This is a genomic window from Orrella dioscoreae (assembly GCF_900089455.2).
Taxonomy (GTDB): Bacteria; Pseudomonadota; Gammaproteobacteria; order Burkholderiales; family Burkholderiaceae_B; genus Orrella; species Orrella dioscoreae.
This window is the reverse complement of sequence record NZ_LT907988.1, coordinates 4,186,969-4,213,157: the sequence shown is the minus strand read 5'-3', so window position 1 is coordinate 4,213,157 and position 26,189 is coordinate 4,186,969. Positions and strand designations below refer to the sequence as shown.

Annotated in this window: 23 protein-coding genes; 15 read left to right on the top strand and 8 right to left on the bottom strand. The window is 69.5% G+C overall.

What is annotated here, in order from left to right:
* Positions 1-672, top strand: coding sequence for a response regulator (locus ODI_RS19350; protein WP_067754359.1), 672 nt, complete (start codon positions 1-3; stop codon positions 670-672).
* A gap of 88 nt (positions 673-760) precedes the next feature.
* On the opposite strand, the gene ODI_RS19345 is transcribed toward ODI_RS19350, so the two are convergent.
* Positions 761-1,549 (bottom strand): LysR family transcriptional regulator, encoded by a 789-nt coding sequence (locus ODI_RS19345; protein WP_231968097.1) that lies wholly within the window; start codon positions 1,547-1,549, stop codon positions 761-763.
* Positions 1,550-1,678: 129 nt separating this feature from the next.
* On the opposite strand from ODI_RS19345, the gene ODI_RS19340 reads away from it, so the two are divergent.
* The 9 genes from ODI_RS19340 (at position 1,679) to ODI_RS19300 (ending at position 11,883) form a co-directional block, all read left to right on the top strand.
* On the top strand, positions 1,679-2,704 hold the full coding sequence (locus ODI_RS19340; RefSeq protein WP_067754363.1) for an NADP-dependent oxidoreductase: 1,026 nt from the start codon (positions 1,679-1,681) through the stop codon (positions 2,702-2,704).
* A gap of 381 nt (positions 2,705-3,085) precedes the next feature.
* Positions 3,086-5,101 (top strand): TonB-dependent siderophore receptor, encoded by a 2,016-nt coding sequence (locus ODI_RS19335; protein ID WP_197707113.1) that lies wholly within the window; start codon positions 3,086-3,088, stop codon positions 5,099-5,101.
* Positions 5,102-5,116: 15 nt separating this feature from the next.
* The gene (locus ODI_RS19330) at positions 5,117-5,950 is read left to right on the top strand and encodes an ABC transporter ATP-binding protein (protein WP_067754369.1); all 834 of its coding nucleotides are present in this window, start codon (positions 5,117-5,119) and stop codon (positions 5,948-5,950) included.
* On the top strand, positions 5,947-6,987 hold the full coding sequence (locus tag ODI_RS19325; protein WP_197707112.1) for a FecCD family ABC transporter permease: 1,041 nt from the start codon (positions 5,947-5,949) through the stop codon (positions 6,985-6,987). The genes ODI_RS19330 and ODI_RS19325 overlap by 4 nt, the downstream gene beginning before the upstream one ends.
* Complete coding sequence (locus ODI_RS19320; protein ID WP_082985328.1) at positions 6,984-8,030, top strand: FecCD family ABC transporter permease; 1,047 nt, start codon at positions 6,984-6,986, stop codon at positions 8,028-8,030. The genes ODI_RS19325 and ODI_RS19320 overlap by 4 nt, the downstream gene beginning before the upstream one ends.
* A gap of 13 nt (positions 8,031-8,043) precedes the next feature.
* Positions 8,044-9,018 (top strand): ABC transporter substrate-binding protein, encoded by a 975-nt coding sequence (locus ODI_RS19315; protein ID WP_098020946.1) that lies wholly within the window; start codon positions 8,044-8,046, stop codon positions 9,016-9,018.
* A gap of 1 nt (position 9,019) precedes the next feature.
* Positions 9,020-9,952 (top strand): PstS family phosphate ABC transporter substrate-binding protein, encoded by a 933-nt coding sequence (locus ODI_RS19310; protein WP_067754375.1) that lies wholly within the window; start codon positions 9,020-9,022, stop codon positions 9,950-9,952.
* The gene (locus tag ODI_RS19305) at positions 9,952-10,956 is read left to right on the top strand and encodes a PstS family phosphate ABC transporter substrate-binding protein (protein ID WP_067754378.1); all 1,005 of its coding nucleotides are present in this window, start codon (positions 9,952-9,954) and stop codon (positions 10,954-10,956) included. The genes ODI_RS19310 and ODI_RS19305 overlap by 1 nt, the downstream gene beginning before the upstream one ends.
* Positions 10,957-11,010: 54 nt before the next feature.
* Positions 11,011-11,883, top strand: a complete 873-nt coding sequence (locus ODI_RS19300; RefSeq protein ID WP_197707111.1) for a MurR/RpiR family transcriptional regulator — start codon at positions 11,011-11,013, stop codon at positions 11,881-11,883.
* A 54-nt stretch (positions 11,884-11,937) separates the two neighbouring features.
* Here ODI_RS19300 and ODI_RS19295 read toward each other — a convergent pair whose 3' ends face one another.
* The 5 genes from ODI_RS19295 to ODI_RS19275 form a co-directional block, all read right to left on the bottom strand.
* Positions 11,938-13,665: an acetyl/propionyl/methylcrotonyl-CoA carboxylase subunit alpha gene (locus ODI_RS19295; RefSeq protein ID WP_067754734.1), complete on the bottom strand. Its 1,728-nt coding sequence runs from the start codon at positions 13,663-13,665 to the stop codon at positions 11,938-11,940.
* 73 nt (positions 13,666-13,738) lie between these two features.
* Entirely contained in the window at positions 13,739-15,373 is a 1,635-nt protein-coding gene (gene pxpB, locus ODI_RS19290) for a 5-oxoprolinase subunit PxpB (protein ID WP_067754390.1), read from the bottom strand.
* A gap of 24 nt (positions 15,374-15,397) precedes the next feature.
* On the bottom strand, positions 15,398-16,216 hold the full coding sequence (locus ODI_RS19285) for a putative hydro-lyase (RefSeq protein WP_067754393.1): 819 nt from the start codon (positions 16,214-16,216) through the stop codon (positions 15,398-15,400).
* A 36-nt stretch (positions 16,217-16,252) separates the two neighbouring features.
* On the bottom strand, positions 16,253-17,011 hold the full coding sequence (locus ODI_RS19280; protein ID WP_067754396.1) for a LamB/YcsF family protein: 759 nt from the start codon (positions 17,009-17,011) through the stop codon (positions 16,253-16,255).
* A 13-nt stretch (positions 17,012-17,024) separates the two neighbouring features.
* Positions 17,025-18,272 carry an NRAMP family divalent metal transporter gene (locus ODI_RS19275; protein WP_067754399.1) on the bottom strand — a complete coding sequence of 416 codons (1,248 nt, stop codon included), beginning with the start codon at positions 18,270-18,272 and terminating at the stop codon, positions 17,025-17,027.
* Between the two features lie 295 nt (positions 18,273-18,567).
* Here ODI_RS19275 and ODI_RS19270 point away from each other — a divergent pair, with 295 nt between their 5' ends.
* A complete protein-coding gene (locus tag ODI_RS19270; RefSeq protein WP_067754402.1) occupies positions 18,568-19,245 on the top strand; it encodes a GntR family transcriptional regulator in 678 nt (225 codons plus the stop codon).
* A 42-nt stretch (positions 19,246-19,287) separates the two neighbouring features.
* On the opposite strand, the gene ODI_RS19265 is transcribed toward ODI_RS19270, so the two are convergent.
* Positions 19,288-19,752 (bottom strand): hypothetical protein, encoded by a 465-nt coding sequence (locus tag ODI_RS19265; protein WP_067754404.1) that lies wholly within the window; start codon positions 19,750-19,752, stop codon positions 19,288-19,290.
* 189 nt (positions 19,753-19,941) lie between these two features.
* Here ODI_RS19265 and ODI_RS19260 point away from each other — a divergent pair, with 189 nt between their 5' ends.
* Positions 19,942-21,087 carry a metallophosphoesterase gene (locus ODI_RS19260; protein ID WP_067754407.1) on the top strand — a complete coding sequence of 382 codons (1,146 nt, stop codon included), beginning with the start codon at positions 19,942-19,944 and terminating at the stop codon, positions 21,085-21,087.
* 33 nt (positions 21,088-21,120) lie between these two features.
* Here the strand turns inward: ODI_RS19260 and ODI_RS19255 are convergent, their stop codons facing one another.
* Positions 21,121-22,071: a LysR substrate-binding domain-containing protein gene (locus tag ODI_RS19255; protein ID WP_098020945.1), complete on the bottom strand. Its 951-nt coding sequence runs from the start codon at positions 22,069-22,071 to the stop codon at positions 21,121-21,123.
* 217 nt (positions 22,072-22,288) lie between these two features.
* Here ODI_RS19255 and ODI_RS19250 point away from each other — a divergent pair, with 217 nt between their 5' ends.
* The 3 genes from ODI_RS19250 to ODI_RS19240 all read left to right on the top strand — a co-directional run bounded on the left by ODI_RS19250 (position 22,289) and on the right by ODI_RS19240 (position 26,175).
* Positions 22,289-23,260, top strand: coding sequence for a Bug family tripartite tricarboxylate transporter substrate binding protein (locus tag ODI_RS19250; RefSeq protein ID WP_067754410.1), 972 nt, complete (start codon positions 22,289-22,291; stop codon positions 23,258-23,260).
* Between the two features lie 135 nt (positions 23,261-23,395).
* On the top strand, positions 23,396-24,772 hold the full coding sequence (locus ODI_RS19245; protein WP_067754413.1) for an MmgE/PrpD family protein: 1,377 nt from the start codon (positions 23,396-23,398) through the stop codon (positions 24,770-24,772).
* Entirely contained in the window at positions 24,769-26,175 is a 1,407-nt protein-coding gene (locus ODI_RS19240) for a M20 family metallopeptidase (protein ID WP_067754416.1), read from the top strand. The genes ODI_RS19245 and ODI_RS19240 overlap by 4 nt, the downstream gene beginning before the upstream one ends.
* Positions 26,176-26,189: the final 14 nt, after the last annotated feature.

Here is a 26,189-nt window from a genome sequence, read left to right as displayed (position 1 = left end):
ATGACGCAGACCGGGCGCGTGCGCCTGCTGGTGGTCGATGACCATACCCTTTTTCGCAGAGGCATCATGGCCTTGCTGGCCACCTGTCCGCAGCTGGAGGTGGTGGGCGAGGCGGCCGACGGCGGCGAGGCCTTGCGCCGTGCCGCCGCGTTGCAGCCCGACGTGATCCTGCTGGATCATCATCTGCCGGGCGTAACCGGCGTGGACGTGCTGCAGGGCCTGAAGCAGGCGGCGCCCGCCGCGCGCGTGCTGATGCTGACCGTGAGCGAGGATGCCGACACCATGACCGCCGCGCTGCAGGGGGGCGCAAGCGGCTACCTGCTGAAGACGGTGGATAGCGACGTGCTGGTCGGCGCCATCGAGCGCGTGGCGCGCGGACAGTCGACCGTCAGCCCGGAAATGACGGACAAGCTGGTCAGCGCGTTTCAATCCCTGCATGCGCAGGCGCCCGGCGCGCCGCCGCCCGCCGATCCGCTGGCAGTGCTTTCCAGCCGGGAGCTGGACATCCTGCGCGAGATCGCGGCGGGGGCGAGCAACAAGGAAATCGCGCGCACGCTGTCGATTGCCGAGGCCACGGTGAAGATCCACGTCCAGCACATCCTGCGCAAGCTGGGCCTGAATTCCCGGGTACAGGCCGCGGTGCTGCTGGTGGAGCGCGGCACGCCGCAGTGATTGCCGCGTATGCGGGTGTCAGGCGGTCCTGGCCGGCTCCCTGCCGCGCAGGCTGTCCTGCAGGAGCGCCAGCACGGCGCGACCGCTGTTATCCAGGCGGTTGCCCGCGAACAGCCCATACCGCACGCTCAGCCCCTTGCCATCCGCATTCGTGATGGGCAGCACCCGCATGGTGTCGGGGCGCACGCTTTCCGCTGTCAGCAGCGCCACGCCCAGCCCGTGCTCCACCGCGGTGGCTGGTCAGCGCCACGCGGAAGTCGCGGCCGGCGGCCGTCAGCGTTTCGAACATGATCCGCCGCCACGCGCAGGGCTCGGCATAGACGATGACGTCCAGCGGCCTGGCGGGGTCCGGCGTCTCGTCGATGGCGCAGGCCCAATGAAGGTCGACCATCCACGTGTCGACGGGCTCGGCGGCGAAGGCCGAGCACCCGCTGATGGCGATGTCCAGTGTGCCTTCCTGCCACGCATGCGCCAGCGCGTCGCCGTGGTCGATGACGATTTCCAGGTGCAGTTGCGGGCACGAGCGCCGCAGCCGGCCCAGCGCCGCCGGCAGCGCGGAGATCGCGACGTCTTCGGCCAGGCCCACGCGCACGCTGCCTGCCAGGGCGCGCTCCCCCAGCCTGGCGGCCGCCGCTTCGCCCAGCGCAAGAATCCGTTGGGCATAGCCCAGCAGCAATTCGCCGTCGGTCGTGGGCAGGACGCCGCGCCCGTTGCGGTGCAGCAGCCGTTTGCCCACCCGTTCCTCCAGCCGGCGGATCTGCGTGCTGAGCGCGGACTGCGCCCGGCCCGCCTGTTCCGCCGCGCGGCTGAGGCTGCCGTGCTGGCAGACGGCGACGAAAGTGCGCAGCAGTGCGGGGTCGAAGGCGTCAGATATCATGATTATGTTAAGTCTGGAATATTGGATATCAGTCTACCAATATGACTGTGCGATCCCTACCATGAGGGTCATGCGCAGGCGGACGGCGTCGTCCTCGCTGCGCCACCCCCGTTTGAAAGGAGCTGATGGATGAGTGCCAAGACCAATACCCGCATCGTTCTCGCCGCACGTCCCGACGGCGCGCCCAGGCCCGGCGATTTCCGCGTGGAGACCGCGCCCGTGCCGGCGCTGAAGGAAGGCGAGGTGCTGCTGGAAACGGTGTACCTGTCGCTGGACCCGTACATGCGCGGCCGCATGCGCGACCTGAAGTCCTATGCGCCGTCGCTGGCGCTGGGCGACGTGATCGTGGGCGGCACGGTGTCGCGTGTCGTCGCGTCGCGCCATGCCTTGTGGCACGAAGGCGACCTGGTGTCGGCCTATGCGGGCTGGCAGCGTTATGCGGTGTCCGATGGCCAGGGCCTGCGCAAGCTGGATCCGGCCGCCGCGCCGCCCTCCACCGCGCTTGGCGTGCTGGGCATGCCGGGGCTGACGGCATACTCCGGCCTGCGTGAGATCGGCAAGCCCAAGGCGGGCGAGACGGTGGTGGTGGCCGCGGCCAGCGGGGCGGTGGGCTCGGCTGTCGGGCAGATCGCGCGCATCCACGGCGCGCGCGCCGTGGGTATCGTGGGTGGCAAGGAGAAGGCCGAATTCGTGAAGAACGAACTCGGCTTCGATGTGGTGCTGGATCACCGCGCGCCGGACTTCGCGCAACAGCTGGCCCGCGCGTGCCCCGATGGCATCGACGTCTATTTCGAGAACGTTGGCGGCAAGGTATGGGATGCCGTCTTCCCGCTCCTGAACGATTTCGCGCGCGTGCCGGTGTGCGGCCTGATCGCGCATTACAACGATGCCAACGACCCCGACCAGGGCGTGGACAGGCTGCCCATCACGATGCGCGAGATCCTGAGCCGACGCCTGACGGTGCGCGGCTTCATCGTCTTCGACTTCGGCCTGGAAGAGGAATTCCTGAAAGCGGCCACGGCATGGGTGGCCGACGGTAGGCTGCGCTATCGCGAGGACGTAGTGGAGGGCCTGGAGAATGCGCCGCAGGCATTCATCGGACTGCTGGAAGGGAAGAACTTCGGCAAGCTGGTGGTGAAGGTGGGAGAGCTGTAGGGCGGAGGAACCCGGGGCGCGGCCGCGGCATCGCGCCCCACTGCCAATAACCCCACTGGCCACGCCGGAATGTAGTAGTGCGCGAGGATCCCTGCCGGGCCCCGCGCGCGCACGTGGACTGGCTGGATGCGCGCGGCGGCAAGGCTGCAGGGCCGCGCCGCGCCGTGACGGGTGCACGGCCGTCGTGCCGGTTTACTACTACATTCATCCAATTGACAATCATTCTCAATCCGTTTTCCGTTATGATCCGGTTCGACGCAAGGAATGATTGTGGTGAAAGTACCTGGAATGAAAGTCCCGGCTGCCTCGCTCGGGGCTTCTGTGTGCCTGGGTGTGCTGTGCGCGGCTAGCGCATTTGCCCAGGCGAGCCAGCCGGCCTCGTTGGGAACCATCACTGTCACGGGGCAGGCCGAGTCCGGCTACCAGCCCTTGCGGGCATCGCCGGCGATGCGCACGGATGCGCCGCTGCTCGACATTCCCCAGGCCGTGAACGTGGTCACAGAGACTGTGATCCGCGACCAGGCTGCACGTTCGCTGGACGATGTCCTGGGCAACATCAGCGGCATCACGCAAACCAATACCCTGGGCGGGACGCAGGATGCCTTCATCCGCCGCGGCTTCGGCCAGAATCGTGACAACGCCATCCTGACCAATGGCATGAAGACCGTGCTGCCGCGCAGCTTCAACGCCACCACGCAGCGCGTGGAGGTGATGAAGGGACCGGCCTCGACGCTCTTCGGCATCCAGGATCCGGGCGGCGCCATCAATGTGGTCACCAAGCGGCCCGAGCGCGTGTTCAGCGGCGAGGCCAGCGTGGGTGCCAGCAGCTTCGGCGGCGGCAACGGCATGGTCGACGTGACGGGGCCGATCGCGGGCACGTCGCTGGCGTATCGCCTCATCGGCAGCCACAACAACACGGAATACTGGCGCAACTTCGGCCGCAACAAGGAGTGGCTCTTCTCGCCCTCGCTCAGCTGGTTCGGCGAGCGCACGGTCGTGACGGCGTCGTACATGCGGCAGGGCTACAGCATTCCCTTCGACCGCGGCACCATCTGGGACATCGACGCGGGCGGCCCGATTCCGCTGGATCGCAAGATCCGCCTGGACGAGCCCTTCAACGTCACCGACGGGCACAGCGCGCTGACGACGCTGAATGTGTCGCACGAGCTGTCGCCGGATTGGCGGGTGACGTTCGACTATAGCTACAGCACCGACGACTACACCGACAACCAGGCCCGGGTGATGGCCTACAACGCCGCCACCGGCGCGGTGACGCGGCGCGTGGATGCGACGCGGGGCTCCAGCATGATCGGCCATGCCGCGCGGCTGGACCTGACTGGCACGGCCCGGCTGGGCGGCATGAAGCACGACCTGCTGATGGGCGCGGAATACGACTATCACCGCACGCTGCGCTCGGACATGATCCGTTGCCCGCAGGCAGTCAGCTTCAACATCAACCGCCCGGCGTATGGCTCGGTGCAGACCTGCAACCGTGTCGTGGCGACCGACAGCGACCAGTACGAACGCCTGCGTTCGCCATCGGTGTACTTCCAGGACGCCATCCACCTGAACGACCAGTGGATCGTGGTGGCGGGGGCGCGCTATCAGCAATACAAGCAGATTTCCGGCCGTGGCCGTCCCTTCGTGCTGAACACCGATACCTCGGGCAGCAAGTTCGTGCCGCGCGTGGGCGCCGTCTACAAGGCCACGCCGTCGACCTCCTTCTATGCCAACGTGGCCAAGAGCTTCCGGCCGCAGTCCTCGTTCTCCAGCTACATGGGCAACCTGCCGCCGGAAGAGGGCCTCACCTATGAAGTGGGCGCCAAGTGGGAGATGGCCCGGGGCCTGACGGCCAACCTGGCGGTCTACACGGCGGACAAGGAAAACGTCACGTACTTCGAGAACGTCAATGGCGTGATCGAGACGCGCGCCGCCGGCAAGGTGCGTTCGCGTGGCGTCGAGATGGACGTGTCGGGCCGCCTGACGGACCAGTGGAGCGTGATCGCGAGCTATGCCTTCACCGATGCGGTGGTGAAGGAAGACCCCGACTACTCCGGCAAGCAGCTGGCCAACGTGGCCCGCCACACCGCCTCGCTTTTCGCGATGTACGACTTCGGCGTGCTGGACAACGGCAACGGCTTCAAGCTGGGCGCGGGTGTGCGCGGCGTGTCCAAGCGCCCGGGCATCAACGACAATTCCTACTTCCTGCCTGGCTATGGCGTGGTGGATGCGATGGCGGCCTATACCTTCAACACCCGCAACCCGGTGACGGTGCAGCTGAACCTGCGCAACCTGTTCGACCGGACCTACTTCTCGTCCTCGCTGGGATCCAGCCGTTACGGCAATGCGTATGGCGAGCCCTTCAATGCCACGTTGTCTGCCAGCGTGCGATTCTGATGTCAGCGGCGGGACGTGACCGATAGCCATCATCCAGAAAGGACGCCTGCGCTGTCCGCGCAGGCGTTGTCCGCGGGCTACGGCGACCGCAATGTCGTGCAGGCTGCCACGCTGGCCTTCGACCCTGCGACGTTGACGGTGCTGCTGGGGCCCAACGGCTCGGGCAAGTCCACCCTGCTGGGCGCCCTGGCGCGTCTGCTGCGCCCGCAGGCCGGCGCGGCCCTGCTGCATGGCCAACCCATCCACCGCCTGCCCACGCGGGAGGTCGCCCGCCAATTGGGCATCCTGCCGCAAGCGCCCGCCTTGCCGGAAAGCATGACGGTGCTGGATCTCGTGTCCTTCGGGCGGCAGCCGCACCTGGGCGTGCTGCGCCAATGGCGCGACGCGGACACCCAGGCGGTCGATCGCGCCATGCGCCTGACGGGCACGCTGGCCTTCGCGGACCTGCCGGTGGACGGCCTGTCCGGCGGGCAGCGGCAACGCTGCTGGATCGCAATGGCGCTGGCGCAGGAGACCGGCATCATCCTGCTGGACGAGCCGACCACCTACCTGGACCTGAAGTACCAGGTGGAGATCATGGATCTGCTGCACAGCCTGGTGCACGAGCATGGCCGCACCCTGGTGGTGGTGCTGCATGACCTGAACCTGGCGCTGGCCTATGCCGACCGCCTGGTGCTGATGAAGGACGGCCGCATCCGCGCCGACCTGAAGGACCCCGCGGCCTGTACGGCGGACCTCGTGCAGGAGGTTTTCGATGTGGACGTGGTGGCGGTGCAGGGACCTTCTGGCATGGCGCGGCCGCTGTTCATGCCACGCCGGGCGGTGGGGCTGGGGAGCACGCCGTCGTGACGCCGCCGTCCGGGGGCATGCCGACGGGGCAGCGCGGGGCGGCCGCGTGGCGGCCCGCGCCCAGCCTGCTGTTGCTGCCCTTGCTGTTGCTGGCCGCGGGCCTGCTGCACCTGGCCGTGGGCGCCAAGACCATTCCGCTTGCGACGGTCGTCGACGCCTTGCTGCGTCCCGAGGCCGGCAATTTCGATCATCACGTGCTCTGGAACCTGCGCATGCCGCGCCTGGCGGGCGCATTGACCGTCGGCGCATCCCTGGGGCTGGCGGGCGCCTTGATCCAGGCCGTGACGCGCAACCCGCTGGGCGAACCGCAATTGCTGGGCTTGAATGCCGGGGCCGCGTTCGCGGTGGCGGCCACCACGGCCTTGTCGGTGCCCGTGCTGGCCGATCCGGCGATCCGGCCGCTGACGGCCGCCGTGGGCGGCGCGCTCCTGTTCGCCGCCGTGATGGGCATGGCGCGCGCCGGCCGCAGCGGCATGACGATCATCAAGCTGACGTTCTGCGGCATCGCGCTGTCGGCGTTCGTGTCGGCGTTGACGTCGGCGTTGCTGATCCTTGACGAGGACTCCCTGCAGGACCTGCGCATCTGGCTGGCGGGCGACCTAGCGGAGGCCGGCGCGGCAGTGATCCGCCACAGCCTCCCGGTGGCGCTGGCTGGCGCGTTGCTGGCGGCGCTGCTGTCGCGGCGCCTGCATACCCTGGCCCTGGGCGACAGCGCCGCGACGGGCCTGGGCACGCACGTGGCCCGCACACGTGCGGCGGGCCTGGCGGCTGCCGCGCTGCTGTGCGGGGCGGCGGTGTCCATCGCGGGGCCGCTGGGCTTCATCGGTCTGGTGGCGCCGCACATGGCGCGCCGCCTGGATGGCCGCCGGGCCCGCAGCCGCCTGCTGGCCGCGGCCGCTTGCGGGGCCTTGCTGGTGGTGTGCGCCGACATCGTGTCGCGCGTCGCCCTGGCGCCGCGCGAGCTCGCGACCGGTGTCGTGACCGCGCTGGTGGGGGTGCCCGTTTTCCTGGCGCTGGTGTTGAGGCGCCGCACATGAGCAGCCCGGCGCACGATGTCATGGCCGCGCACGGACGGCGGCAGCTGCGGCTGGGGCCGCTGCATTGCCTGGTGCGTCCGCGCGTGGCGGCCGCTTGCGGCTTGGCCTTGCTGGGGCTGTTGCTGGGCGCGTTGTGGGTGCTGCCCCAAGGCCTGTACGAAACGCAGCTGTCCAGCCTGTGGCGCAGCACCGACCCCATGCAGCGCATGGTCTGGCTGGATATCCGCCTGCCGCGCGTGCTGACCGCCTTGCTGGCGGGCGGCATGCTGGGAGTGGCGGGCGCTGCCATGCAGACGCTGGCGCGCAACGGCCTGGCGGACCCCGGTCTGGTGGGCATCAAGGAGGGCGCGGCGGTGGCGGTGGTGGGCATGGCCGTTTTCTTTCCCGATGTCGGCGCCGCCTGGCGGTCGGTGGCGGGCCTGCTGGGCGGCCTGTGCGTGGCGAGCGTGGTGGTCGCCTTGTCACGCGACCTGTCCAAGGTGCGTTTCATCCTGGTGGGCATCGGCGTGTCATGGTTGCTGCATGGCGTGATCGCCTGCTTCATGACGCTGGCCGACATCAAGGACGTGCAGACCGCGCTGGTCTGGATGGCGGGCAGCCTGCATGCCGCTGCCTGGGAGACCTTCTGGCCTGCGCTGTGCTGGGCCGTTGTCGGGGCTGGCCTGCTGGCCGTGGGCGCGCGCGGCGCTGGCACCCTGGTGCTGGGCGCGCCCGCCGCGGCCGGCCTGGGCGTTGCCTTGAAGCGGGCATCCGCGCTGTATTTCGTGGGCGCCTGCGTGCTGACGGCCGCCGCCGTGGCGGCGGTGGGCAGCCTGGGCTTTGTCGGCCTCATCGCGCCCCACCTGGCGCGCCTGACCCTGCGCGGCCGGCAGGCCGCCCTGCTGACGGGCAGCGTGCTGTACGGCGCGGGGCTGGTGCTGCTGGCCGACAGCCTGGGGCGCCTGGTCTTCGCGCCCTTGCAGATCCCGGCCGGCGTGGTGATGGCCGTGGTGGGCGTGCCCTTCCTGCTGGCGTTGCTGTGGCGGCGCCGCGATCAACTTTGAGGAATCCGTTCGAATGATCCACCGATCCTGCCTGATGGCCTTGGGCCTGCTGTTTGCCAGCGTGGCGCTGAGCCCGGCGCTGGCGCAGACCCGGCCCTATACCGATGACACCGGCCGCGTCGTGGCGGTGCCCGAAAAGCCTCGCCGCATCGTGGCCATGCATGACCTGGACATCACCATTCCCCTGCTGGAGCTGGGCGTCGTGCCGGTGGCCAGCCATGGCCGCCAGGCCCTGGATGGCAGCCGCTTCATGCGGTCCAGCGCAAGACTGACGGGCATCGACTTCGACAATTCGCCCATCACCTTCCTGGGGGCGACCGACGTGAACATCGAGGCGGTGGCCGCCGCCAAGCCCGACCTCATCATCACCGGCCCCAGCCGCACGCTGCCGGTGCAGCAGCTGGCCAAGGTGGCGCCCACCGTGGTGGTCGACAACCTGCAGGGTGGCGCGCCGCATATCTATCGGCGGCTGGCGGAACTGACGGGCACGCAGGACCGCCTTGCCATCCTGGACCGCCGCTACCAGGCGCAACTGGAAGAACTCAAGCACGTGGTGGGCGATCCCTCCCGCGTCACGGTGGCGGTGTTCCAGGCCCAGAACGGCAAGATCGGCGTGTATCACACCTATCGCTCGCTGGGCCGGGTGCTGCGCGACGCGGGCTTCCGTTTTCCCGCCTTGATCGACGGCATTCCAGAAAACGGCCGCATCGAGGTCAGCGCCGAGCGCTTGCCCGAGCTCGAAGCGGACTTTGTCTTCGATACCTACCGTTCCGACAAGGGCGGCGTGCCGCAGGACGAGATCGCGGCGATGGAGAAGCTGATGCCCGGCTATTGCCAGTTCCTGAAGGCATGCCGCGAAGGGCGTTACATCCTGGTGGCGCGCGAAGAGGCGATCTCGAATTCCTATGCCGCGCTCAGCCTGATGACGTCGCTGGTGCAATCGCACCTGACGGGCAGGCCGCTGCCCGGCGCCGCGAAGGGGAAGTGAGATGACGGCATCCATCGAGACAGCCGGCGGGACAGGCATCGTCGCGGGCTCGGCGTCGCTGGCGCCGCTGGTCCAGCACCTGAACCGCGCCTTCCATGCGCGCCATCCCGAGTGGCCGTTCACGCCGAGCCTGGCGGGCGCGGCGCAGGGCCTGGCCAGCCTGATCCACGGCCGCGCGGCGCTCAGCCTGCAGCGCCGGGAGATCAGCGACGAGGAATCCGTGCCGTATTTCAAGGGCGTGGGGCATCGCCCGCGCGGTGTGCGTGTCGCGCTGGCCGGCCCTGAGGCGCCCGATGACGAGGTGGGCGCGGTGGCGCTGTTCGTGCATGCGGACAATCCGCTGGCGTCGCTGGACTTGGCGCAGGCCGCGCGCGTGTTCACGGAGGGACACGCCGATGGCGACTGCGTGACCTGGGGGCAGTTGAGCGTGCGCGACGCCGCATGGCAGTCCCGCGTGATCCGGCCCCTGTTGCGGGAAGAAGGTTCCGCGCTGGGCACGCATTTGCGCCGTCATGCGCTGGGTGGACGCGGCTGGACGGCGGGTTGCGGGCAGTTCGACACCACGCGGGAGATGCTGCTGGCCCTGGCTGGCGAGCCGTCGGGCATTGCCTTCGCGCCGCTAGGCGTTGCCGGGAGCGTGCCGGGCATCCGGCCGCTGGCGTTGTCCGTGGAGCCGTCCGCGCCGCCCGTGGCGTGCAGCGCGGCCACGATTGCCGACGGCAGCTACCCGCTGGCAGGCGGCATCACCCTGTATGTCCGTCCGCATGAGCGCGGCGGCCTGACGCCGCAGGCGCGCGTGTATGCCGAGTTCGTCCTGTCGAAGGAAGGGCAGCAGGCCATCGCCCAGGCGGCCTCCGGTTACCTGCCGCTGGACCCGGGCAGCCTGCACGCCGCCCGGACCGCGCTGCTGTCATTGATCGAGGAGAAGGCCTGATGCTTCCGCAAGAAGACAGGGACGGCGTCGGGCACGAAGCCTTCGTGCCGCCCGCCTACGCGCCCGCGCCGCTGGACCTGCCCCATGAACTGGCCGCCAGCGGCTGGTCCGACGGCGTGTTGCCGCTCATCGGCAACGACGGCATGGACACCGTCATCGGACCTTTGTGCGACCTGTTCTGCCAGGCTTATCCGGGCCTGAGCTTCACGCTGTCGTTGCGGGGATCGGCCACGGCCATGCCCGCCCTGGTGGCGGGGGCGAGCTGGTTCGCGCCGATGTCGCGCGACCCGTGGACCGAGGACACGCTGGCCTATCGCCGTGTGCGCGGCCACGACCCCTGGGCGCTGCGCCTGGGCTACACCGGCCACGGCCCGCGGACGTCGGGGCGCACGCCGCCCGCCATGTACGTGCACGCCAGCAATCCCCTGGCGGGCGCCACGTTGGCGCAACTGGCGCGGGTCTTCACGCGCGGGGCGGCTGACGGCGAGCTTTCCACCTGGGGCCAGTTGGGGCTGGAGGGCGCCTGGCGCGCGCGGCGCATCCATGTCTATGGCATGCGGGACACCAAATATGCGCGCGGGCTGCGCCACCGGCATTTCGCGGGCCTGCCTTACGCGGCGCGCTACGAGGCGTTGCCGAGCCGCGAGGACGTGATCCGCGCCGTGGCGCAGGATCCCTATGGTATCGGCGCGGTCGGCTGGGTACAGGCGGCATCGATCAGCGACCAGGTGCGCGTGCTGGCCCTGGCGGGCGAGCCGGGCCGGCCTTTCGAGACCCCGGACCTGGCGACCATCGCGTCGGGGGGCTATCCGCTGAAGGCCTGGGTGTCGCTGTTCCTGGATCTTGCACCAGGGCAGGCCGTGCCCGCGCTGCTGCGGGAGTTCGGGCGGCTGGCCTTGTCGCGGGAAGGCCAGCGCATCATCGCGGCGCGCACGCATGAAGACGAGGGCTATGTGCCGCTGTGCGAGCGGGATTGGCGCGCGCAGCTGCGGCGCCTGGGCTGACGTGCGCCGCGCGGGGATGTATCGTCTGTGGCCAGACAGATGAGGGAGAAACGCATGGAGACCGTGCCCGGCCAGCTGGACCGTTTTGGCGACCGCCTGCGCGCCAGGCGTGCCCGCCTGTCGGCGCGCATGCGGCTGGTGGCGGACTTCATCGACCAGAACCGAGCCTCGGCGGTCTCCCTCTCGGCCATCGAGCTCGCCAAGGAGATCGGCGTCTCCGACGCCACCGTCATCCGCACCGTGCAGGCGCTGGGCTTCGAGGGCCTGGTCGAACTGAAGGCCACGCTGGCCAGCGCGATGGGCGAGCGCGACATCATCTCCATCAAGATGGCGGCCACGCTGGGCGGCGTGCAGCAGGATGCCGAGCACGCCATGGACTACGTCATCCAGGAGCATCGGCATGCGCTGGACCATCTGGACCTGCCGGAGAACCGCCGCGCCGTGGCGCGCGCGGTGGCGGTGCTGGGCCAGGCGCAGCGCATCGCGGTCTTCGGCATTGGCGCGTCGGGCCTGCTGGCCGATTACGCGGTGCGACTGTTCGCGCGCAACGGCAAGCCGGCCTATGCGCTGAACCGCACGGGCATCGCCCTGGCCGAACAGTTGCTGGAAATGTCGCCGGGCGATGCCCTGATCGTGATGGTGCAGCAGAACATCCATCGCGAGGTGGCGGTGACGCTGCAGGAGGCGGCGCGGCTGGACGTGCCGGTGATCGTGGTGACCGGCCAGCGCCGGCGCGCGCTGTCCAGCCAGTGCGATGAAGTCATCATCGTGCCGCGCGCCAGCGCGGGCGACGCGCCTTTGCACGGCCCCACCCTGGCCTGCCTGGAAATGCTCATGCTGGGCGTGGCGGCCCTGACCGCCGAAAGCTCGCTGGATTCGATGGCGCGCCTGGTCTCGCTGCGCAAGGCGCTGCGCGGGGGCAAGTAGGCGGGCGTTTGTCCATCCCCCTGCTTGCCCAGGCTGCCCTGGGATGGCGCCGGTTCAGCCGATGCGGGCCAGCGCGGCGCCAGCGGCCAGCGTGCTGCCGGTCTCGGCCTGGCGCGTCAGGCGGCCGGCACGATGGGCCAGCACCTGCATCTCCATCTTCATGGCTTCCATCACGGCAATGAGGTCGCCCTCGGCGACTTCCGCGCCATCCTCCACCTTCCAGGCCTGCAGCGTGCCGGCGATCGGCGCGGCGACAGACGCGGCGTCGGCCGACTGGCCGGCCTCGGGGTCCCCGCCTGTTGCCGCGCCGGCGCCTGCCGACAGCGCGCGCAGCAGCAGCGCGGGCAGGCCCAGGCTCACGCGGCGGCCATCGATTTCGATGGCGGTGCGTTGCAGCGGTTCGGCGGATACCGGCACGGCGCGTGCGGCGGCCGCCAGGGTGTTGGCGAAGTCGGTCTCGATCCAGCGGGTATGGACCTTGAAGTCGTCGCCGGTGAAATCAGGGTGGCGCAGCACTTCGCGGTGGAAGGGCAGCACGGTGGCCACGCCTTCGATGCGGAACTCGGCCAGGGCACGGCGCGCACGGGCCACCGCCTGTTCGCGGGTGGCGCCCGTGACGATCAGCTTGGCCATCAGCGAGTCGAAGTTGCCCGGCACGACCGAGCCCGACACGACGCCGGTATCGACGCGCACGCCAGGGCCGCCTGGCGCTTCGAAGACATCGACGGGGCCGGGCGCGGGCAGGAAGCCGCGGCCGACATCCTCGGCATTGATGCGGAATTCGATGGCGTGCCCGAGCGGGGCCGGCGTTTCGGTGATCGACAGCGGCAGGCCGTCGGCCACGCGCAACTGCTCGACGACCAGGTCCAGGCCGGCGGTTTCCTCGGTGACGGGGTGCTCCACCTGCAGGCGGGTGTTCACCTCCAGAAAAGAAATCGCGCCGGTGTTGCTGAGCAGGAATTCGACGGTGCCGGCGCCGACGTAGCCCGCACGCGCGCAGACGTCATGGGCGGCGGTGTGGATGCGCTCGCGTTGCGCGTCGGTCAGGAAGGGCGCGGGCGCTTCCTCCACCAGCTTCTGGTTGCGGCGTTGCAGTGAGCAGTCGCGCGTGCCCAGCACGACGACCTTGCCATGCGTGTCGGCGATGACCTGCGCTTCGACGTGGCGCGGGCGGTCCAGGAACTGCTCGACGAAACACTCGCCGCGGCCGAAGGCCACGGTGGCTTCGCGCACGGCGGATTCGTACAGCTCGGCCACCTCTTCCATTTTCCAGGCCACCTTCAGGCCGCGTCCGCCGCCGCCGAAGGCGGCCTTGATGGCGATGGGCAGGCCGTGCAGCTCGGCGAAGGCGACGACCTGCTCGGCGTTCTGCACCGGGCCGGGCGTGCCGGCGACCAGCGGGGCGCCGGCTTCCATGGCGATGCGGCGCGCCTGCACCTTGTCGCCCAGCTGTTCGATGGCTTCAGGAGGCGGTCCGATCCAGGTCAGGCCGGCGTCGATGACGGCGCGCGCGAAGCCCGCGTTCTCGGACAGGAAGCCGTAGCCGGGGTGGACCGCGTCGGCGCCGCTGCGGCGGGCCACGTCCAGCAGCTTCTCGATGTTCAGGTAGGTGTCGGCGGGCTTGTGGCCATCCAGGCCCCAGGCTTCGTCGGCCAGGCGGGCGTGCAGGGCGTCGATGTCGGGGTCGGCGTAGACCGCCACGGATTGCACGCCGTAGTCGGCGCAGGCACGGATGACGCGGACGGCGATTTCGCCTCGGTTGGCGATCAGGACTTTTTTCATCTTGCGCAGCTTCTTGCAGTCGATTCGGTTGTCAGGCACGGCCGTGCCGGGGAGAGCGGGGCAGCCAGGTGGGTCACGCCTGGGCGGGGGCGGTCCACTCGGCGAACGGCTTGATGGGGTTGAAACGCACCCGGGCACCCACCGGAATCTGGCCGGCCAGGTCCAGGTGATACGGCGCCACGCAGGCGATGACCGGATAGCCGCCGGTCAGGGGGTGGTCAGCCAGGAACAGCACCGGCTGCCCGCTGGGCGGCACCTGGATCGCGCCGGTCGGCGTGCCTTCGCTGGGCAGTTCGCCTTCGACGGCACGGGCCAGCGATTGCTCGCCCGACAGGCGCACGCCCACGCGGTTCGATTGCGGGGTGACGAGCCAGTCCTGTTCGCAGAGCGTTTGCACGGCGTCTGCCGTGAACCAGTCGGTGCGTGGGCCCATGCTGATGTCCAGCACGACGGTCTCGCCGGCCACGGGCAGCGTGGGGACGCCGCAGGCGGCATCCTGCACGATGGCGCCCCGCGTGACGGGATTGACCGCCAGGCGGTCGCCGGCAGCCAGCGCGGCCGGGCCGACGTTCGCCAGCGTGTCGGTGGAGCGGCTGCCCAGGACGGGCGCCACCTGCCAGCCACCGCGTACCGCCACATAGGCGCGGGCGCCGGCCCGAGGCACGCCCAGCGTCAGGCGGTCGCCGGCCGACAGGGCAAGCGGCTGGTTGCAGGCCAGCGTGAAGGTGCGTCCGGTGTCGTCCTTGAGCGTCACCGGCACGTCGGCACCGGTGATGGCGACCACGGCGTCGCCGTGGCTGCGCAGTTGCAGCCCGCCGCCCACGGTCTCCAGGCACGCCTCATCCGAGGTGTTGCCGACGAGCTGGTTGGCGCGCCGCAGCGACTGGCGGTCCATGGCGCCCGAGGCAGAGACGCCCTGGCCAGCCTGGCCGGGACGGCCCAGGTCCTGCGTCAGGGTCTGCAGGCCGGGAGAGACGATTTCGATCTCGACGCCCGACGCTGCGGCGGCCGGTGCTGCGGCGGCCGATGCCGTGGCGACCGGTGCTGCTGGCGTGGCCGAGGCCTGCGCGGCGGCGGGCGCCTTCCTCGCGGGCCGCACGCGCTGGTCGACGAAGCGCACGCGGTCACCGGGTTGCAGCAGCGCAGGCGGCTGGCGGTCGATGTCCCACATGGCTTCCGGCGTGATGCCGATGATCTGCCAGCCGCCGGGGCTGGCTTGCGGATAGACGCCGCTGAAGGTGCCGGCCAGGCCGACCGCGCCAGCGGGAATGCGGGTGCGCGGTGTCTTGCGGCGCGGCACGTTCAGCAGCGGGTCGCCGCCCGTCAGATAGGCGAAGCCGGGCGCGAAGCCCGTGAACGCCACGGTGTACTCGCTGCCGGTGTGGCGCTGCACGACCTCCCGCGGGCTCACGCCCAGCAGTTGCGCGACTTCGGCCAGGTCCTCGCCTTCATAGTCGACCGGGATCTCGATGAGACGGCTTGCGCGCTCGACGCGCACCGTCACGTCGCGCGTGGCCATGGCGGCCACGGCCTGTTCCGCCGACAGGCGCAGCGGATCGAAGGACACCAGCAGGGTGCGGGCGGCGGGTACCAGTTCCAGCACGCCGGCGACGGGATCGCGTTGCAGCGACTCGAGCAGCGCCAGCGTCTGGTCCAGGTCGGCCAGCTCGACCAGGAGGGAGTGGGTGTTGACGGGAAGGAAGCGCAAGACTGAAGCCTCGTTGGGAATCCGTTAGACGTGGTAGGTCGAGTCCGCCACGTCGGTGATGAACATGTGGCCGGGCGCATGGGTGACGGCGAAGGGCACGCCGGAAGCCATGACGGCGGCTTGCGGGGTGACGCCGCAGGCCCAGAACACGGGGATCTCGCCCGGTTCGATCCGCACGGCGTCGCCGAAATCAGGGCGGCCGATGTCGGCGATGCCCAGCGCGGCGGGGTCGCCCACGTGCACGGGCGCGCCGTGGACCGAGGGGTAGCGGCCGCTGATGGTGGCGGCGTCGGCCACGCGGTGCGCGGGGATCGGGCGCATCGAGACGACCATCTCGCCCTGGAAGCGTCCGGCCGGACGGCAGGCCTTGTTGCTGCGGTACATGGGCACGTTGCTGCCGTCGGCGATGTGGCGGATCTCGATGCCGGCCTCCTGCAGCGGGGTCTCGAACGTGAAGCTGCAGCCGATCAGGAAGGTGACGAGGTCGCCGTGCTCTTCCCACAGGGCCGTCGCGTCGGCCACTTCCTCGGCCAGCTTGCCGTCGCGCCAGACGCGGTAGAGCGGGATGTCCGTGCGCAGGTCGGCGTCCGGGGCCAGCACGGTGCGCGGCGAGCCGGCGTCGCTGACGTCGAGGACCGGGCAGGCCTTGGGATTGCGTTGCGCATAGAGCAGGAAGTCGTAGGCCCAGTCGCGCGGCAGGGCGATCATGTTGGCTTGCGTCATGCCGGGGGCGACGCCCGCCGTGGGCGCGACCTTGCCGGCACGGTATTGGGCGCGCGCGGCGCGCGCCGCGGCGATGGCCGCCTGCTGCGCCTGCTGGAGCGGGTTGAGCGAGGGCGTCATGTTTCTTTCTCCTGTTCGGACGTCGGTCTTCAGGTGTCAGGCGAAGGCGCGCAGCGTGACGCCCGCCTGTTCCAGCGTGCGGCGGACTTCGACGGCCATGGCCACCGCGCCAGGGCTGTCGCCATGCACGCAAATCGAATCCGCGCGCACGCGGGCCAGGCTGCCGTCCACGGCTTCGACCACGCCTTCGGTCACCAGCCTGAGCATGCGGCGCGCCACCCGTTCGGGATCGTGCAGCACGGCGCCGGGCTCGCGGCGCGAGACCAGCGTGCCTTGCGGCGTGTAGCCTCGGTCGGCGAAGGCTTCGGCCACGACGCGCAGGCCGGCCGCTTCGGCCCAGCCCGCCAGCGGCGAGCCGGCCAGCACCACCAGCGCAAGGCTGGGGTCGATGGCCTGGATCGCCGTGATGACGTCGCGCGCCTGGCGCGCGTCCTGGGCGATGGTGTTGTAGAGCGCGCCGTGCGGCTTCACGTAGCGGACCGTCGTGCCGGCCGCGGCGGCCAGGCCTTGCAGCGCGCCGATCTGGTAGACGATGTCCGCGACGAGGTCGGCGCTGGCGACATCCATGTTGCGCCGGCCGAAGCCGGCCAGGTCGGGATAGGCGACGTGCGCGCCCACCGACACGCCCTGCGCGGCGGCGGCCTTGAGCGTGGCCAGGATGCCGGCGGGGTCGCCCGCGTGGAAACCGCAGGCCACGTTGGCGCTGGTGACGATGCCGAGCATGGTGGCGTCGTCGCCCATGGCCCAGGCGCCGAAACTCTCGCCCAGGTCGCTGTTCAGGTCGATGCTGCGCATGCGCGTTTCCTCCTTACAGGCCCAGGAAGGCGAAGATGGGGCCGATCGACTTGTAGCCCATGTACCAGGTCAGCGCGCAGGTCAGCGCGCCCAGCACCAACAGCCAGGTCGGCGTGCGGTGGCCTTCCATCAGGTCAGGGCGAGCCCAGCCCACATATACGAAGATCGTCAAGCCCAGCGGCAGGATCAGGCCGTTGAAGCCGCCGGCGAAGACCAGCAGCGCGGCGGGCGCTGTGCCCAAGGCGAGGAAGACAGCCAGCGACACGGCGATGAAGATCACGGTGGCGCGATTGCGGCCAGTCTCGGTCAGCTTCTGGTTGAAGACGGTGATGAAGGAGATCGAGGTATAGGCCGCGCCGATCACGCTGGTGATGGCGGCGGCCCAGAGGATGAGGCCGAAGGCGCGCAGGCCGAATTCACCGGCTGCGATCTGGAAAGCCTGGGCAGCCGGATTGGCCGTCTTGCCGGAGATGTCGATGGCGGCGCCGCTGGCGACCACGCCCAGGACTGCCAGGAACAGGATATAGCGCATGAGGCCGGTGACGGCGATGCCGTTCAGCGCGCCCTTGGTCACTGCGCCCAGGTTCTCCGTGCCTGTGAGGCCCTTGTCCAGCAGGCGGTGGGCGCCGGCATAGGTGATGTATCCGCCCACGGTACCGCCAACGATGGTGGTGATGGTGGCGAAGTTGATGGTGTCGGGCCATACGGTCTGGCGCAGGGCCTCGCCCAGGGGGGGATTCGAGGCGAAAGCGACGAAGAGGGTCAGGCCGATCATCAGCAGGCCCAACACGATGATGAGGCGATCGATCGCCACGCCCGCGCGGCGGGACAGGAAAATGCCGATGGCGATCGCAGCGCTCAGCGCGCCGCCCCATTTCACGTCCAGGCCCATCAAGGCATTCAGGCCCAGGCCGGCGCCGGCGATGTTGCCGATGTTGAAGACCAGGCCGCCGAAGATGACCAGCACGGCCAGCACATAGCCGCTGCCCGGCAATGCCGCGTTGGCGACATCCGAGGCACGCATGCGCGACAGCGTCACGACGCGCCAGATATTCAGCTGCACCACGAAGTCGATCAGGATCGACGCCAGGATGCCGAAGGCAAAGGCGGCGCCCATGGTGGCGGTGAAGGTGGCGGTCTGGGTGATGAAGCCCGGGCCGATGGCCGAGGTGGCCATCAGGAAGACGGCGGCCAGCAGGGAGTTGCGGCGGTTCTTGACGGCGTCGGTCGCGGACGCGGCCAAGGAGGAGGAGTCGCTCATGGGCGTGATCTTCTTGAGGAGTTGGGAGCAGGGCGGTGCTTGGCCGCCCTGGCGGCTGCGCGGATTGACCAATCGTGGTGCTGTTGCCCAATGGGATGGCATTGAGCATACAAAACCAATAAATTGTTCAACAATTGTGGCAATTTTGACCTATAACAAAGCAGGGTGGTCCTAGTAATTACCCGAACTTTGTCCAGCAGGGAGTGGCTGATATAGTGCGGCGACGGCAGGATTGCCAGACAGGCCCTGGCCGTCAGGGCTGTGGTGGCGCGCCTTTCGCCCTGTCCCTATTTTCATGGCCGACCCTCATCTTCCCGCCTCGCTCAGTGAGCGCGTAGCCGAACAGATCCGTCAACGCATCGTCGAGGGCGGCTTCCTGCCCGGCCAGCGCCTGTCCGAGCAGGCGCTCAGCACCGACCTGAACATCTCGCGCAACACCCTGCGCGAGGTCTTCCGCGTGCTGACCAAGGACGGCCTGCTGCGGCACGAGCCCAATCGGGGCGTGTTCGTGGCGATTCCGAGCATCGCGGCCATCATCGACATCTATCGGGTGCGGCGCCTGATCGAGTGCCAGGCGCTGGCCCAGGCCTACCCGCGCCATCCGGCCAAGCAGCGCATGCGCAATGCGGTCGAGCAGGCCCTGCGCGCGCGGGATGCCAGCGACTGGATGGCAGTGGGGACGGCCAACATGGCGTTCCATGCGGCCATCGTGGAGCTGGCCGACAGCGAGCGGCTGAACCTGCTGTTCGCGCAGGTGCAGGCCGAGTTGCGGCTGGCCTTCGGCCTGCTGCGTGATCCCGAGTTCCTGCATGCGCCCTATGTGGACATGAACCGGAACATCGTGGGACTCGCCGAGGCTGGCGAATTCGTCAAGGCGTCGGAGACCCTGAACGAATACCTCGTCCATTCCGAGCGGATCGTGCTGGCGGTGTATGCGCGCCGGCTGGCGGACGGGTCGCTGGGCGCGGCTTGAGTGAAGGCACCGGCACGTGCCGGTGCTTCGGCAGCGCGGTGATCAGTACTTGCGGACCCGCACGATGACCCCCGGCCGTGCTTCGAAGCGCGGCACGGTCTGGTTCTGCAGCGCCTTGCCCTGGGCGTCCCAGACCAGCGTCTCCATGGGAAATTCTTCCTTGCGCGTCATGGCGTCGATCTGCTTGACGATGACCTTGTCCGCGCCTTCCACCTCGGGATTCCAGGCATAGGCGCCGATCTCGCCGTACCAGATGGCCGGCGCGCCCGGGTCCAGGCGGCGGTCAGGGCACATCACGAACCCACGCTCGCGCAGCACGCGCAGGGCGCCCACCGGCACCTGGCGCACGGTCGGCGTGGTACGGTCCTTGCTGTGGCCGGGGCAGACATCGGCGCTCAGCGCGATGGCGCCTTCGGTGATCTCGCGGTCGGATTGCGCGAACGCGCTCGAGGCGATACACAGCGCCAGTGCGCCGGAGAGACGGGCAAGCGGGTGGCGGGGGAACATGATGCGTCGGACTCCTTCCAAGGCTGCGAGCGGGGCAAGCGGGCGCTTGCGACGCGCCAAACGATACCCGGCGAGCACGTCATCTCGCGCGGTTCTTGCCGCTGTTCACAATTCTCGGAAAACCGTTACAGTCCGACGTCCCCGGCGCAGCCTGGGGGCGAGATGTCTTCCTGTTGAATGGGGCCGCACGTGTTTCATCTTTATGCCGGGATCATTGCCCTGTACGTGATCCTGAGGTTCGTCCGGCCCCTGCCTTGGGGCAGGACCGCCAAGGTGCTGTTGTCGGCGTTGATCGTCGTCGGCGCGGAACACCACGTCGTGACCCGCAATGTCTTCGGCTCCATGGCGTCGCCCGAAGTGCCGGGCTGGCTGCTGATGGGCCTGGGCTGGGCCACCGGCACGCTGGTGGTGTTCGGCCTCTTGCTCATCCTGTCCGACCTGCTGGGCTGCCTGTCGCGGCGGGTGTCGCCGCGCGCCAGCCGCGTGCTGCTGGCGCCCTCGGGCTGGCGTTGCGGCCTGCTCGTGCTGGCAGCCTGCCTGGGCGCGCTGGGCGTGCGCGAAGCCGTGCGCGTGCCGCCGGTGAAGACAGTCGAAGTCGCCATCCCCGGCTGGCCGCAGGCGCTGGACGGCCTGCGCATCGCGCAACTGACCGACCTGCACGCCAGCCGCCTGCTGGATGCGCGCTGGATGGAACAGGTCGTTGCCCGCAGCAATGCGTTGAAGGCCGACCTCATCGTCATCACGGGTGACATGGTGGACGGCTCGCCCGCCGCGCGCGTGGCGGACGTGAAGCCGCTGCAGGACCTGGCTGCGCCGCTGGGCGTGCTGGCGATTCCGGGCAACCACGAGTACTACGTCGATTACCTGGGGTGGGTGGATGCCTTCCAGAAGACCGGCCTGCGCCTGCTGCGCAACGAGCACGTGACGCTGACCCACGCGGGCCAGCGCTTTGTCGTGGCGGGATTGACGGACAGGGTGGCGGAGCGGATCGCGGAAACCATGCCGGACCTGGCTGGGGCGCTGGCAGGGCGCGATCCCGCCGACCCGGTGATCCTGCTGGACCACCGTCCCGGCAATGCGCCGCAAGCCGCGCAGGCGGGCGTGTCGCTGCAGTTGTCCGGTCATACGCATGGCGGCCAGATCCTGGGGCCTGATCGGCTGGCGAAATGGATGAATGGCGGTTTCGTTTCCGGTCTGTACGACGTGGGCGATCTGCGCCTGTACGTCAGCAACGGCGCGGGCCTGTGGCCGGGCTTTCCTGTGCGGCTGGGGCGCCGCAACGAGATCACCGAGCTGGTGTTGCGGGCGGCGCCGCCGCGCCAGGTGCCCCGCTAGCCGCCGCGCTGGCCGCCGCGCCATGCGTGCCGCTCAGGTATCGCTGTCCTGGCGCAGGCCGGTGACCCATTCGGAAAACGTGCGCAGCACCTGCGGCTCCGCGCGGTTCGACGGCCAGCGCAGGTAATAGGCGCGCGGAGCGGTCCAGCCCGTGTCGCTCAGGCACACCAGTTGCCCGGTGGCGACGGCGCCGTGCGTGATGTAGCGCGGCAGCAGCGCAATGCCCAGTGAGCCGATGACGCCGTTGTACGCCATGGACATCAGCGCATAGCGCGGGCCCTTGTGGAAATGTTCTTCCGGCACGGCGCCTGCCAGCCCGGCGGCGGCCAGCCAGCTTTCCCAGGCCTCGGGCACCGTGGTGCGGCTGATGAGCCGGTGCGTGGTGAAGAGCGCGGCCAGCTGCGCCTTGCTCAGTGCGGGTTTGCGGCGCCTGGCCAGTGCCGGGTCGAAGTCGCGCAGCGCATGCTGCGAGAGATAGGGGCGCAGCACCAGCGGCATGACCAGCCTGGCCTCCAGGCCCGGTTGCGGGCCGGGGCTGAACTCGATGGAGGCGTCCTCGTTGCTGGTGGTGAAGTCGATGGGGCCCACCCGCGTCGACAGGTTCAGCGTGATGTCCGGATGGGCGGTCACGAACTCATGCAGCCTTGGCATCAGCCAGTGATTGGCCAGCGTGGAGGACACCGACAGATTGAGCATGCCGCCGCGCCCGCCCGTGGCGGAAATGCTTTCCGTGGCGCGCTCCAGGTGGCGCAGCACCTGGGCGATGTCCTTCCAGTAGGACTGGCCTGCCGCGGTCAGGTCCAGGCCGCCGTGGCGGCGGACGAACAGCGGCACCCCCAGCAATTGTTCCAGCTGCAGGATGTGGTGGCTGACGGCGCTTTGCGTCAGGTGCAGCTCGCGCGCGGCGCGCGTGAAGCTGAGCAGCCGGGCGCTGGCGTCCAGGCAACGCAGGGCCGTGGTCGAGGGCAGGGTGGTCATGGGCATCGATTTTATCAATGGCTGCGGCGAAAAATATCGTTTGTCCGTGCCGCCAGGGGATTCCTAGAATTCCCTGTAATGCTGGAACGGATGGCCAGGCCGCGATGCCCCCGCAGTGAGCGCGAGGCATCGATGATTTTGATGCCATGCCTGTTCCCGCAGTCCGTCCGACGCACGTTGCGGCCTCGATGCCGCGCCGGCCACATACAAGGGGAATTGCCACATGTCGTTCACATCGTTTGCCCGCCCGCTGGCGGCCGTCGTCCTGGGGCTGTGCGCGGCCCAGCCTGCCTGGGCCGCCTATCCGGAACGTCCGATCAAGTACGTCCTGAGTTCCGGCGCGGGCTCCGCGCCCGATACCTTGATGCGCATGGTGCTGCAGGAGGTCGGCCAGCGCATGGGCGCCACTTTCGTGGTCGAGAACCGTTCGGGCGCCGCCGGGTTGCTGGCCATGCAGGCCATCGCCAATGCCGAGCCCGACGGCTATACCGTCGGCCACGGCAACACGCAGACGCTGGGCATCAGCCCCAGCCTGTCGCCGCAATCGGCCACGGCCGCCCAGCGCGTGGACCTGATCGTGCAGGTGGGCTACACGGCCAACCTGCTGTCGGTGCGCCCGGGCCTGCCCGTGGATTCGGTCCAGTCCCTCATCGATTACGCGAAAGCCCATCCCGGCAAGCTGGTATACGCCTCGGCGGGCAACGGCACCTCGGGCCACGTGGGCGCGGAACTGTTCCGCGAGATGAGCGGCATCGAGATCGTCCACGCGCCCTACCGCTCGGCGCCGGCCGGCGTGAACGACGTGATGGCGGGCCACGTGGACATGGTGTTCGACAACATGGCGGGCAGCCTGCCGTTCGCCAAGGAGGGCAAGCTGAAGGCGCTGGCCGTGACCAGCGCGCGGCGCTCGCCACTGATTCCCGAGCTGCCCACGGTGTCGGAAGCCGGGGTGAAGGGCTTCGAGGTGACGGCCTGGTCCGGCGTCATCGCCCCCAAGGGCGTGCCGGCCGACCGCATCGAGGCGATCAACCGCGCCGTGAACGCCGTGCTCAAGGAGCCCAGGATCATCCAGGGCATGCGCGACCTGGGCTATGAGGTGGCGGGCGGCACGTCGCAGTCCTTCACCGACATGGTGCTGCGCGAGCGCGCCAAGTGGGCGGGCGTCATCAAGTCGTCGGGCGCCAGCATCGATTGAGTTTCCCGGGCGGCGGGCCCTGGGCACGCCGCCTTTTCTTTTGCCGCCGGGCCGTCCCAAGGTAAAAAGCGGCCCCCTCGGGGGGCAGCAAGCCGAAGGCGCGGCGTGGGGGCGTTTCCTCTCAAGGCAGTTTGAATGTCCGTCCTGCATACCCTGGCCCAGTGGGCCGCCACGCGCCGCGCCGACTGGTCGCCCACCGTCCTTGCCCGCGCCGAGCATGCCTTCGCCGATACCGTGGCCTGCATGGTGGCCGGCAGTGCCGATCCCGTCACCCGCAAGACCGCCGAGGGGCTTGCCACCTGGAGCGGCGGCCAGGCCACGCTGTTCGGCGGCACGCGCCGGGTGGATGCGCCCTGGGCCGCGATGGTCAACGGCACCGGCGCGCACGTGCTGGAGATCGACGACAACTTCTATCCCGCGCTGACGCACGCCTCGGCCATCCTGGTGCCCGCGCTCATCGCGCTGGGCGAGGAGCTGGACGCCAGCGGCGCCGATCTGCTGGATGCATACATCGTCGGCATCGAATTGCACGCCGCGCTGGGCCGCGGCGTGAATCGCTCGCACTATTTCGCCGGCTGGCATCCGACCGCGACGGTGGGATGCATCGGCACGGCAGGCGCCTGCGCGCGCCTCATGAAGCTGGACACCGGCAGGACGGTGGCCGCGATGAGCCTGGCGGTCAGCATGGCGTCGGGCAACAAGGCCCAGTTCGGCACGGAGGCGAAGTCCTTCCAGTGCGGCATGGGCGCGGCCAACGCCATCATCGCCGCGCGGCTGGGGGCGGCGGGCCTGACGGGCAACCCTGAAGTGCTGGAAGACCCGCAAGGCTTTCTCGCGCTGTATGGCGGCCCTGCGCCGCGCGGCTGGGACGCGCCGCTGCGGAAGCTGGACAAGCCGCTGGCGCTGGAGGAATTCGGCGTGGCGCCCAAGCGCCATGCCTGTTGCGGTTCGGCGCACAACAGCCTGGACTGCATCCTGGACCTGCGCCGCGAGCACGGGTTCGGCGCCGGCGACGTGGCATCGGTCTGCGTGTTGGTGGGGGCAAGCAACAAGAAGAACCTGCGCTACGACGATCCGCAGGACGAGTTCCAGGCGCGCTTCTCCTTGCACTACAACGTGGCGCTGGCCTTGCTGTACGGCAAGGTGACGCTGGCCGACTTCACGCCCGAGGCGGTATGGCGGCCCGAGGTGCGCGAACTGTTCGCGCTGACGACCATGCAGGCCCGCGCCTTCGAGGACGAGCCGAAGGATCCCGACCAGCGTCCGCCGCACCTGGTGGAAATCACCCTGAAGGACGGGCGCGTGCTGAAGGCCCAGCGCGTGTATGCGCGCGGCCTCATCCAGGATCCCTTCGACGACGCCGAGCGCGCCGACAAGATCACCGAGTGCTGCGCGCCGCAACTGGCGCCGCAGGATTTCCAGGCGCTGCTGGCCATCCTGACGAACGTGCGCGGGCTGGATTCCGTGCGCACGCTGACGGCGTTGTGCGCCGGCAAACAGGAGGCAGCATGACGATGCAACAGGCGCTGGCGCAGGTCCGGCGGGAGTTCGACGAAGGCGTGTTCGCGCAGACGCTGGCGCGCCGCGTGGCGGTGCGTTCGGTCAGCGGCCCCAATGCCGACGAGGCCGTGCTGCAGTCCTACTACACGGACATCCTGGAGCCGGAGCTGGCCCAGCTGGGATTCACCTGCCGCCGCATCGAGAATCCGGCGCCGGGCGGTTCGCCTTTCCTGCTGGCCGAGCGCATCGAATCGCCGGACGCGCTGACGGTGCTGACCTACGGCCACGGCGATGTCGTGCCGGGCTACGACGACCAGTGGGATGCCGGACTGGGCCCCTGGGAGATGGTGCTGCGTGATGACGCCTGGTACGGACGTGGCGTGGCCGACAACAAGGGCCAGCATGGCGTGAATCTCTCTGCCTTGCGCGCCGTGCTGAACGCGCGGGGCGGCAAGCTGGGCTACAACGTCAAGGCCCTGTTCGAGCTGGGCGAGGAGCGCAGCTCCCCGGGCCTGCGCGCCGTGTGCGCCGAGCAGCGCGAGGCCCTGTCGGCCGACCTGTTCCTGGCCTCGGACGGCCCGCGCGTCAGTGCCGCCCAACCCACGCTGTTCCTGGGCTCGCGCGGTGGTGTCGTGTTCGAGCTCAGCTGCAGGCTGCGCGAAGGTGCGCTGCACTCGGGCAACTGGGGCGGCATCATGAAGAATCCCGCCGTGATCCTGGCCAACGCCATCGGCACGCTGGTCGATGGCCGGGGCCGCGTGCAGGTGAAGGGGCTGTTGCCCGAAGGCATTCCGGCTTCCGTGCGCGAGGCGCTGGGCGCCTTGCAGGTGGACAGCGAACGCCTGGGCCGCAAGATCGACATGGACTGGGGCGAGCCGGGCCTGAGCCCCGCCGAGCGCCTGCTGGGCTGGAACACCATCGAGGTGCTGACCCTGGCTGCCGGCAATCCGGCCAAGCCCGTCAACGCCATACCGCCCGAGGCCAGCGCCTATCTGCAATTGCGTTTCGTGGTGGGCACGGACTGGCAGAACGTGGAGACGCTGGTACGCCAGCACCTGGATGCCGCGGGCTACCCCGAGGTGATGGTGCGCGTGGTGCGCGGTTCGCCGGCCACGCGGCTGGATCCGGCGCATCCGTGGGTGCGCTGGGCCAAGGATGCCATCGCGGCGGTGACGGGCGAGGCGCCCGCCGTGAATCCCAACCTGGGCGGCACGGTGCCCAATGACGCGTTCTCGGACATCCTGGGCCTGCCGACGGTGTGGGTGCCGCACTCGTATCCCGGCTGCAAGCAGCATGCCGCCAACGAGCACCTGCCGCGATCCATCGTGCGCCAGGGGCTGGACATGATGGTGTCGGTGTTCTGGCACCTGGGCGAACCCGAGGCGCAGGCCGTGGCGAAGGCGGCGCGCCGCTGAGGCCCGGGCCCGAG

Excerpts from the sequence above, each read along its gene's own strand:
- ODI_RS19350 (WP_067754359.1), top strand. The coding sequence starts at position 1 with ATGACGCAGACCGGGCGCGTGCGCCTGCTGGTGGTCGATGACCATACC.
- ODI_RS19345 (WP_231968097.1), bottom strand. The coding sequence starts at position 1,549 with ATGATATCTGACGCCTTCGACCCCGCACTGCTGCGCACTTTCGTCGCC.
- ODI_RS19340 (WP_067754363.1), top strand. The coding sequence starts at position 1,679 with ATGAGTGCCAAGACCAATACCCGCATCGTTCTCGCCGCACGTCCCGAC.
- ODI_RS19320 (WP_082985328.1), top strand. The coding sequence starts at position 6,984 with ATGAGCAGCCCGGCGCACGATGTCATGGCCGCGCACGGACGGCGGCAG.
- ODI_RS19315 (WP_098020946.1), top strand. The coding sequence starts at position 8,044 with ATGATCCACCGATCCTGCCTGATGGCCTTGGGCCTGCTGTTTGCCAGC.
- ODI_RS19310 (WP_067754375.1), top strand. The coding sequence starts at position 9,020 with ATGACGGCATCCATCGAGACAGCCGGCGGGACAGGCATCGTCGCGGGC.
- ODI_RS19305 (WP_067754378.1), top strand. The coding sequence starts at position 9,952 with ATGCTTCCGCAAGAAGACAGGGACGGCGTCGGGCACGAAGCCTTCGTG.
- ODI_RS19300 (WP_197707111.1), top strand. The coding sequence starts at position 11,011 with ATGGAGACCGTGCCCGGCCAGCTGGACCGTTTTGGCGACCGCCTGCGC.
- ODI_RS19295 (WP_067754734.1), bottom strand. The coding sequence starts at position 13,665 with ATGAAAAAAGTCCTGATCGCCAACCGAGGCGAAATCGCCGTCCGCGTC.
- ODI_RS19285 (WP_067754393.1), bottom strand. The coding sequence starts at position 16,216 with ATGACGCCCTCGCTCAACCCGCTCCAGCAGGCGCAGCAGGCGGCCATC.
- ODI_RS19280 (WP_067754396.1), bottom strand. The coding sequence starts at position 17,011 with ATGCGCAGCATCGACCTGAACAGCGACCTGGGCGAGAGTTTCGGCGCC.
- ODI_RS19275 (WP_067754399.1), bottom strand. The coding sequence starts at position 18,272 with ATGAGCGACTCCTCCTCCTTGGCCGCGTCCGCGACCGACGCCGTCAAG.
- ODI_RS19270 (WP_067754402.1), top strand. The coding sequence starts at position 18,568 with ATGGCCGACCCTCATCTTCCCGCCTCGCTCAGTGAGCGCGTAGCCGAA.
- ODI_RS19265 (WP_067754404.1), bottom strand. The coding sequence starts at position 19,752 with ATGTTCCCCCGCCACCCGCTTGCCCGTCTCTCCGGCGCACTGGCGCTG.
- ODI_RS19255 (WP_098020945.1), bottom strand. The coding sequence starts at position 22,071 with ATGCCCATGACCACCCTGCCCTCGACCACGGCCCTGCGTTGCCTGGAC.
- ODI_RS19250 (WP_067754410.1), top strand. The coding sequence starts at position 22,289 with ATGTCGTTCACATCGTTTGCCCGCCCGCTGGCGGCCGTCGTCCTGGGG.
- ODI_RS19245 (WP_067754413.1), top strand. The coding sequence starts at position 23,396 with ATGTCCGTCCTGCATACCCTGGCCCAGTGGGCCGCCACGCGCCGCGCC.
- ODI_RS19240 (WP_067754416.1), top strand. The coding sequence starts at position 24,769 with ATGACGATGCAACAGGCGCTGGCGCAGGTCCGGCGGGAGTTCGACGAA.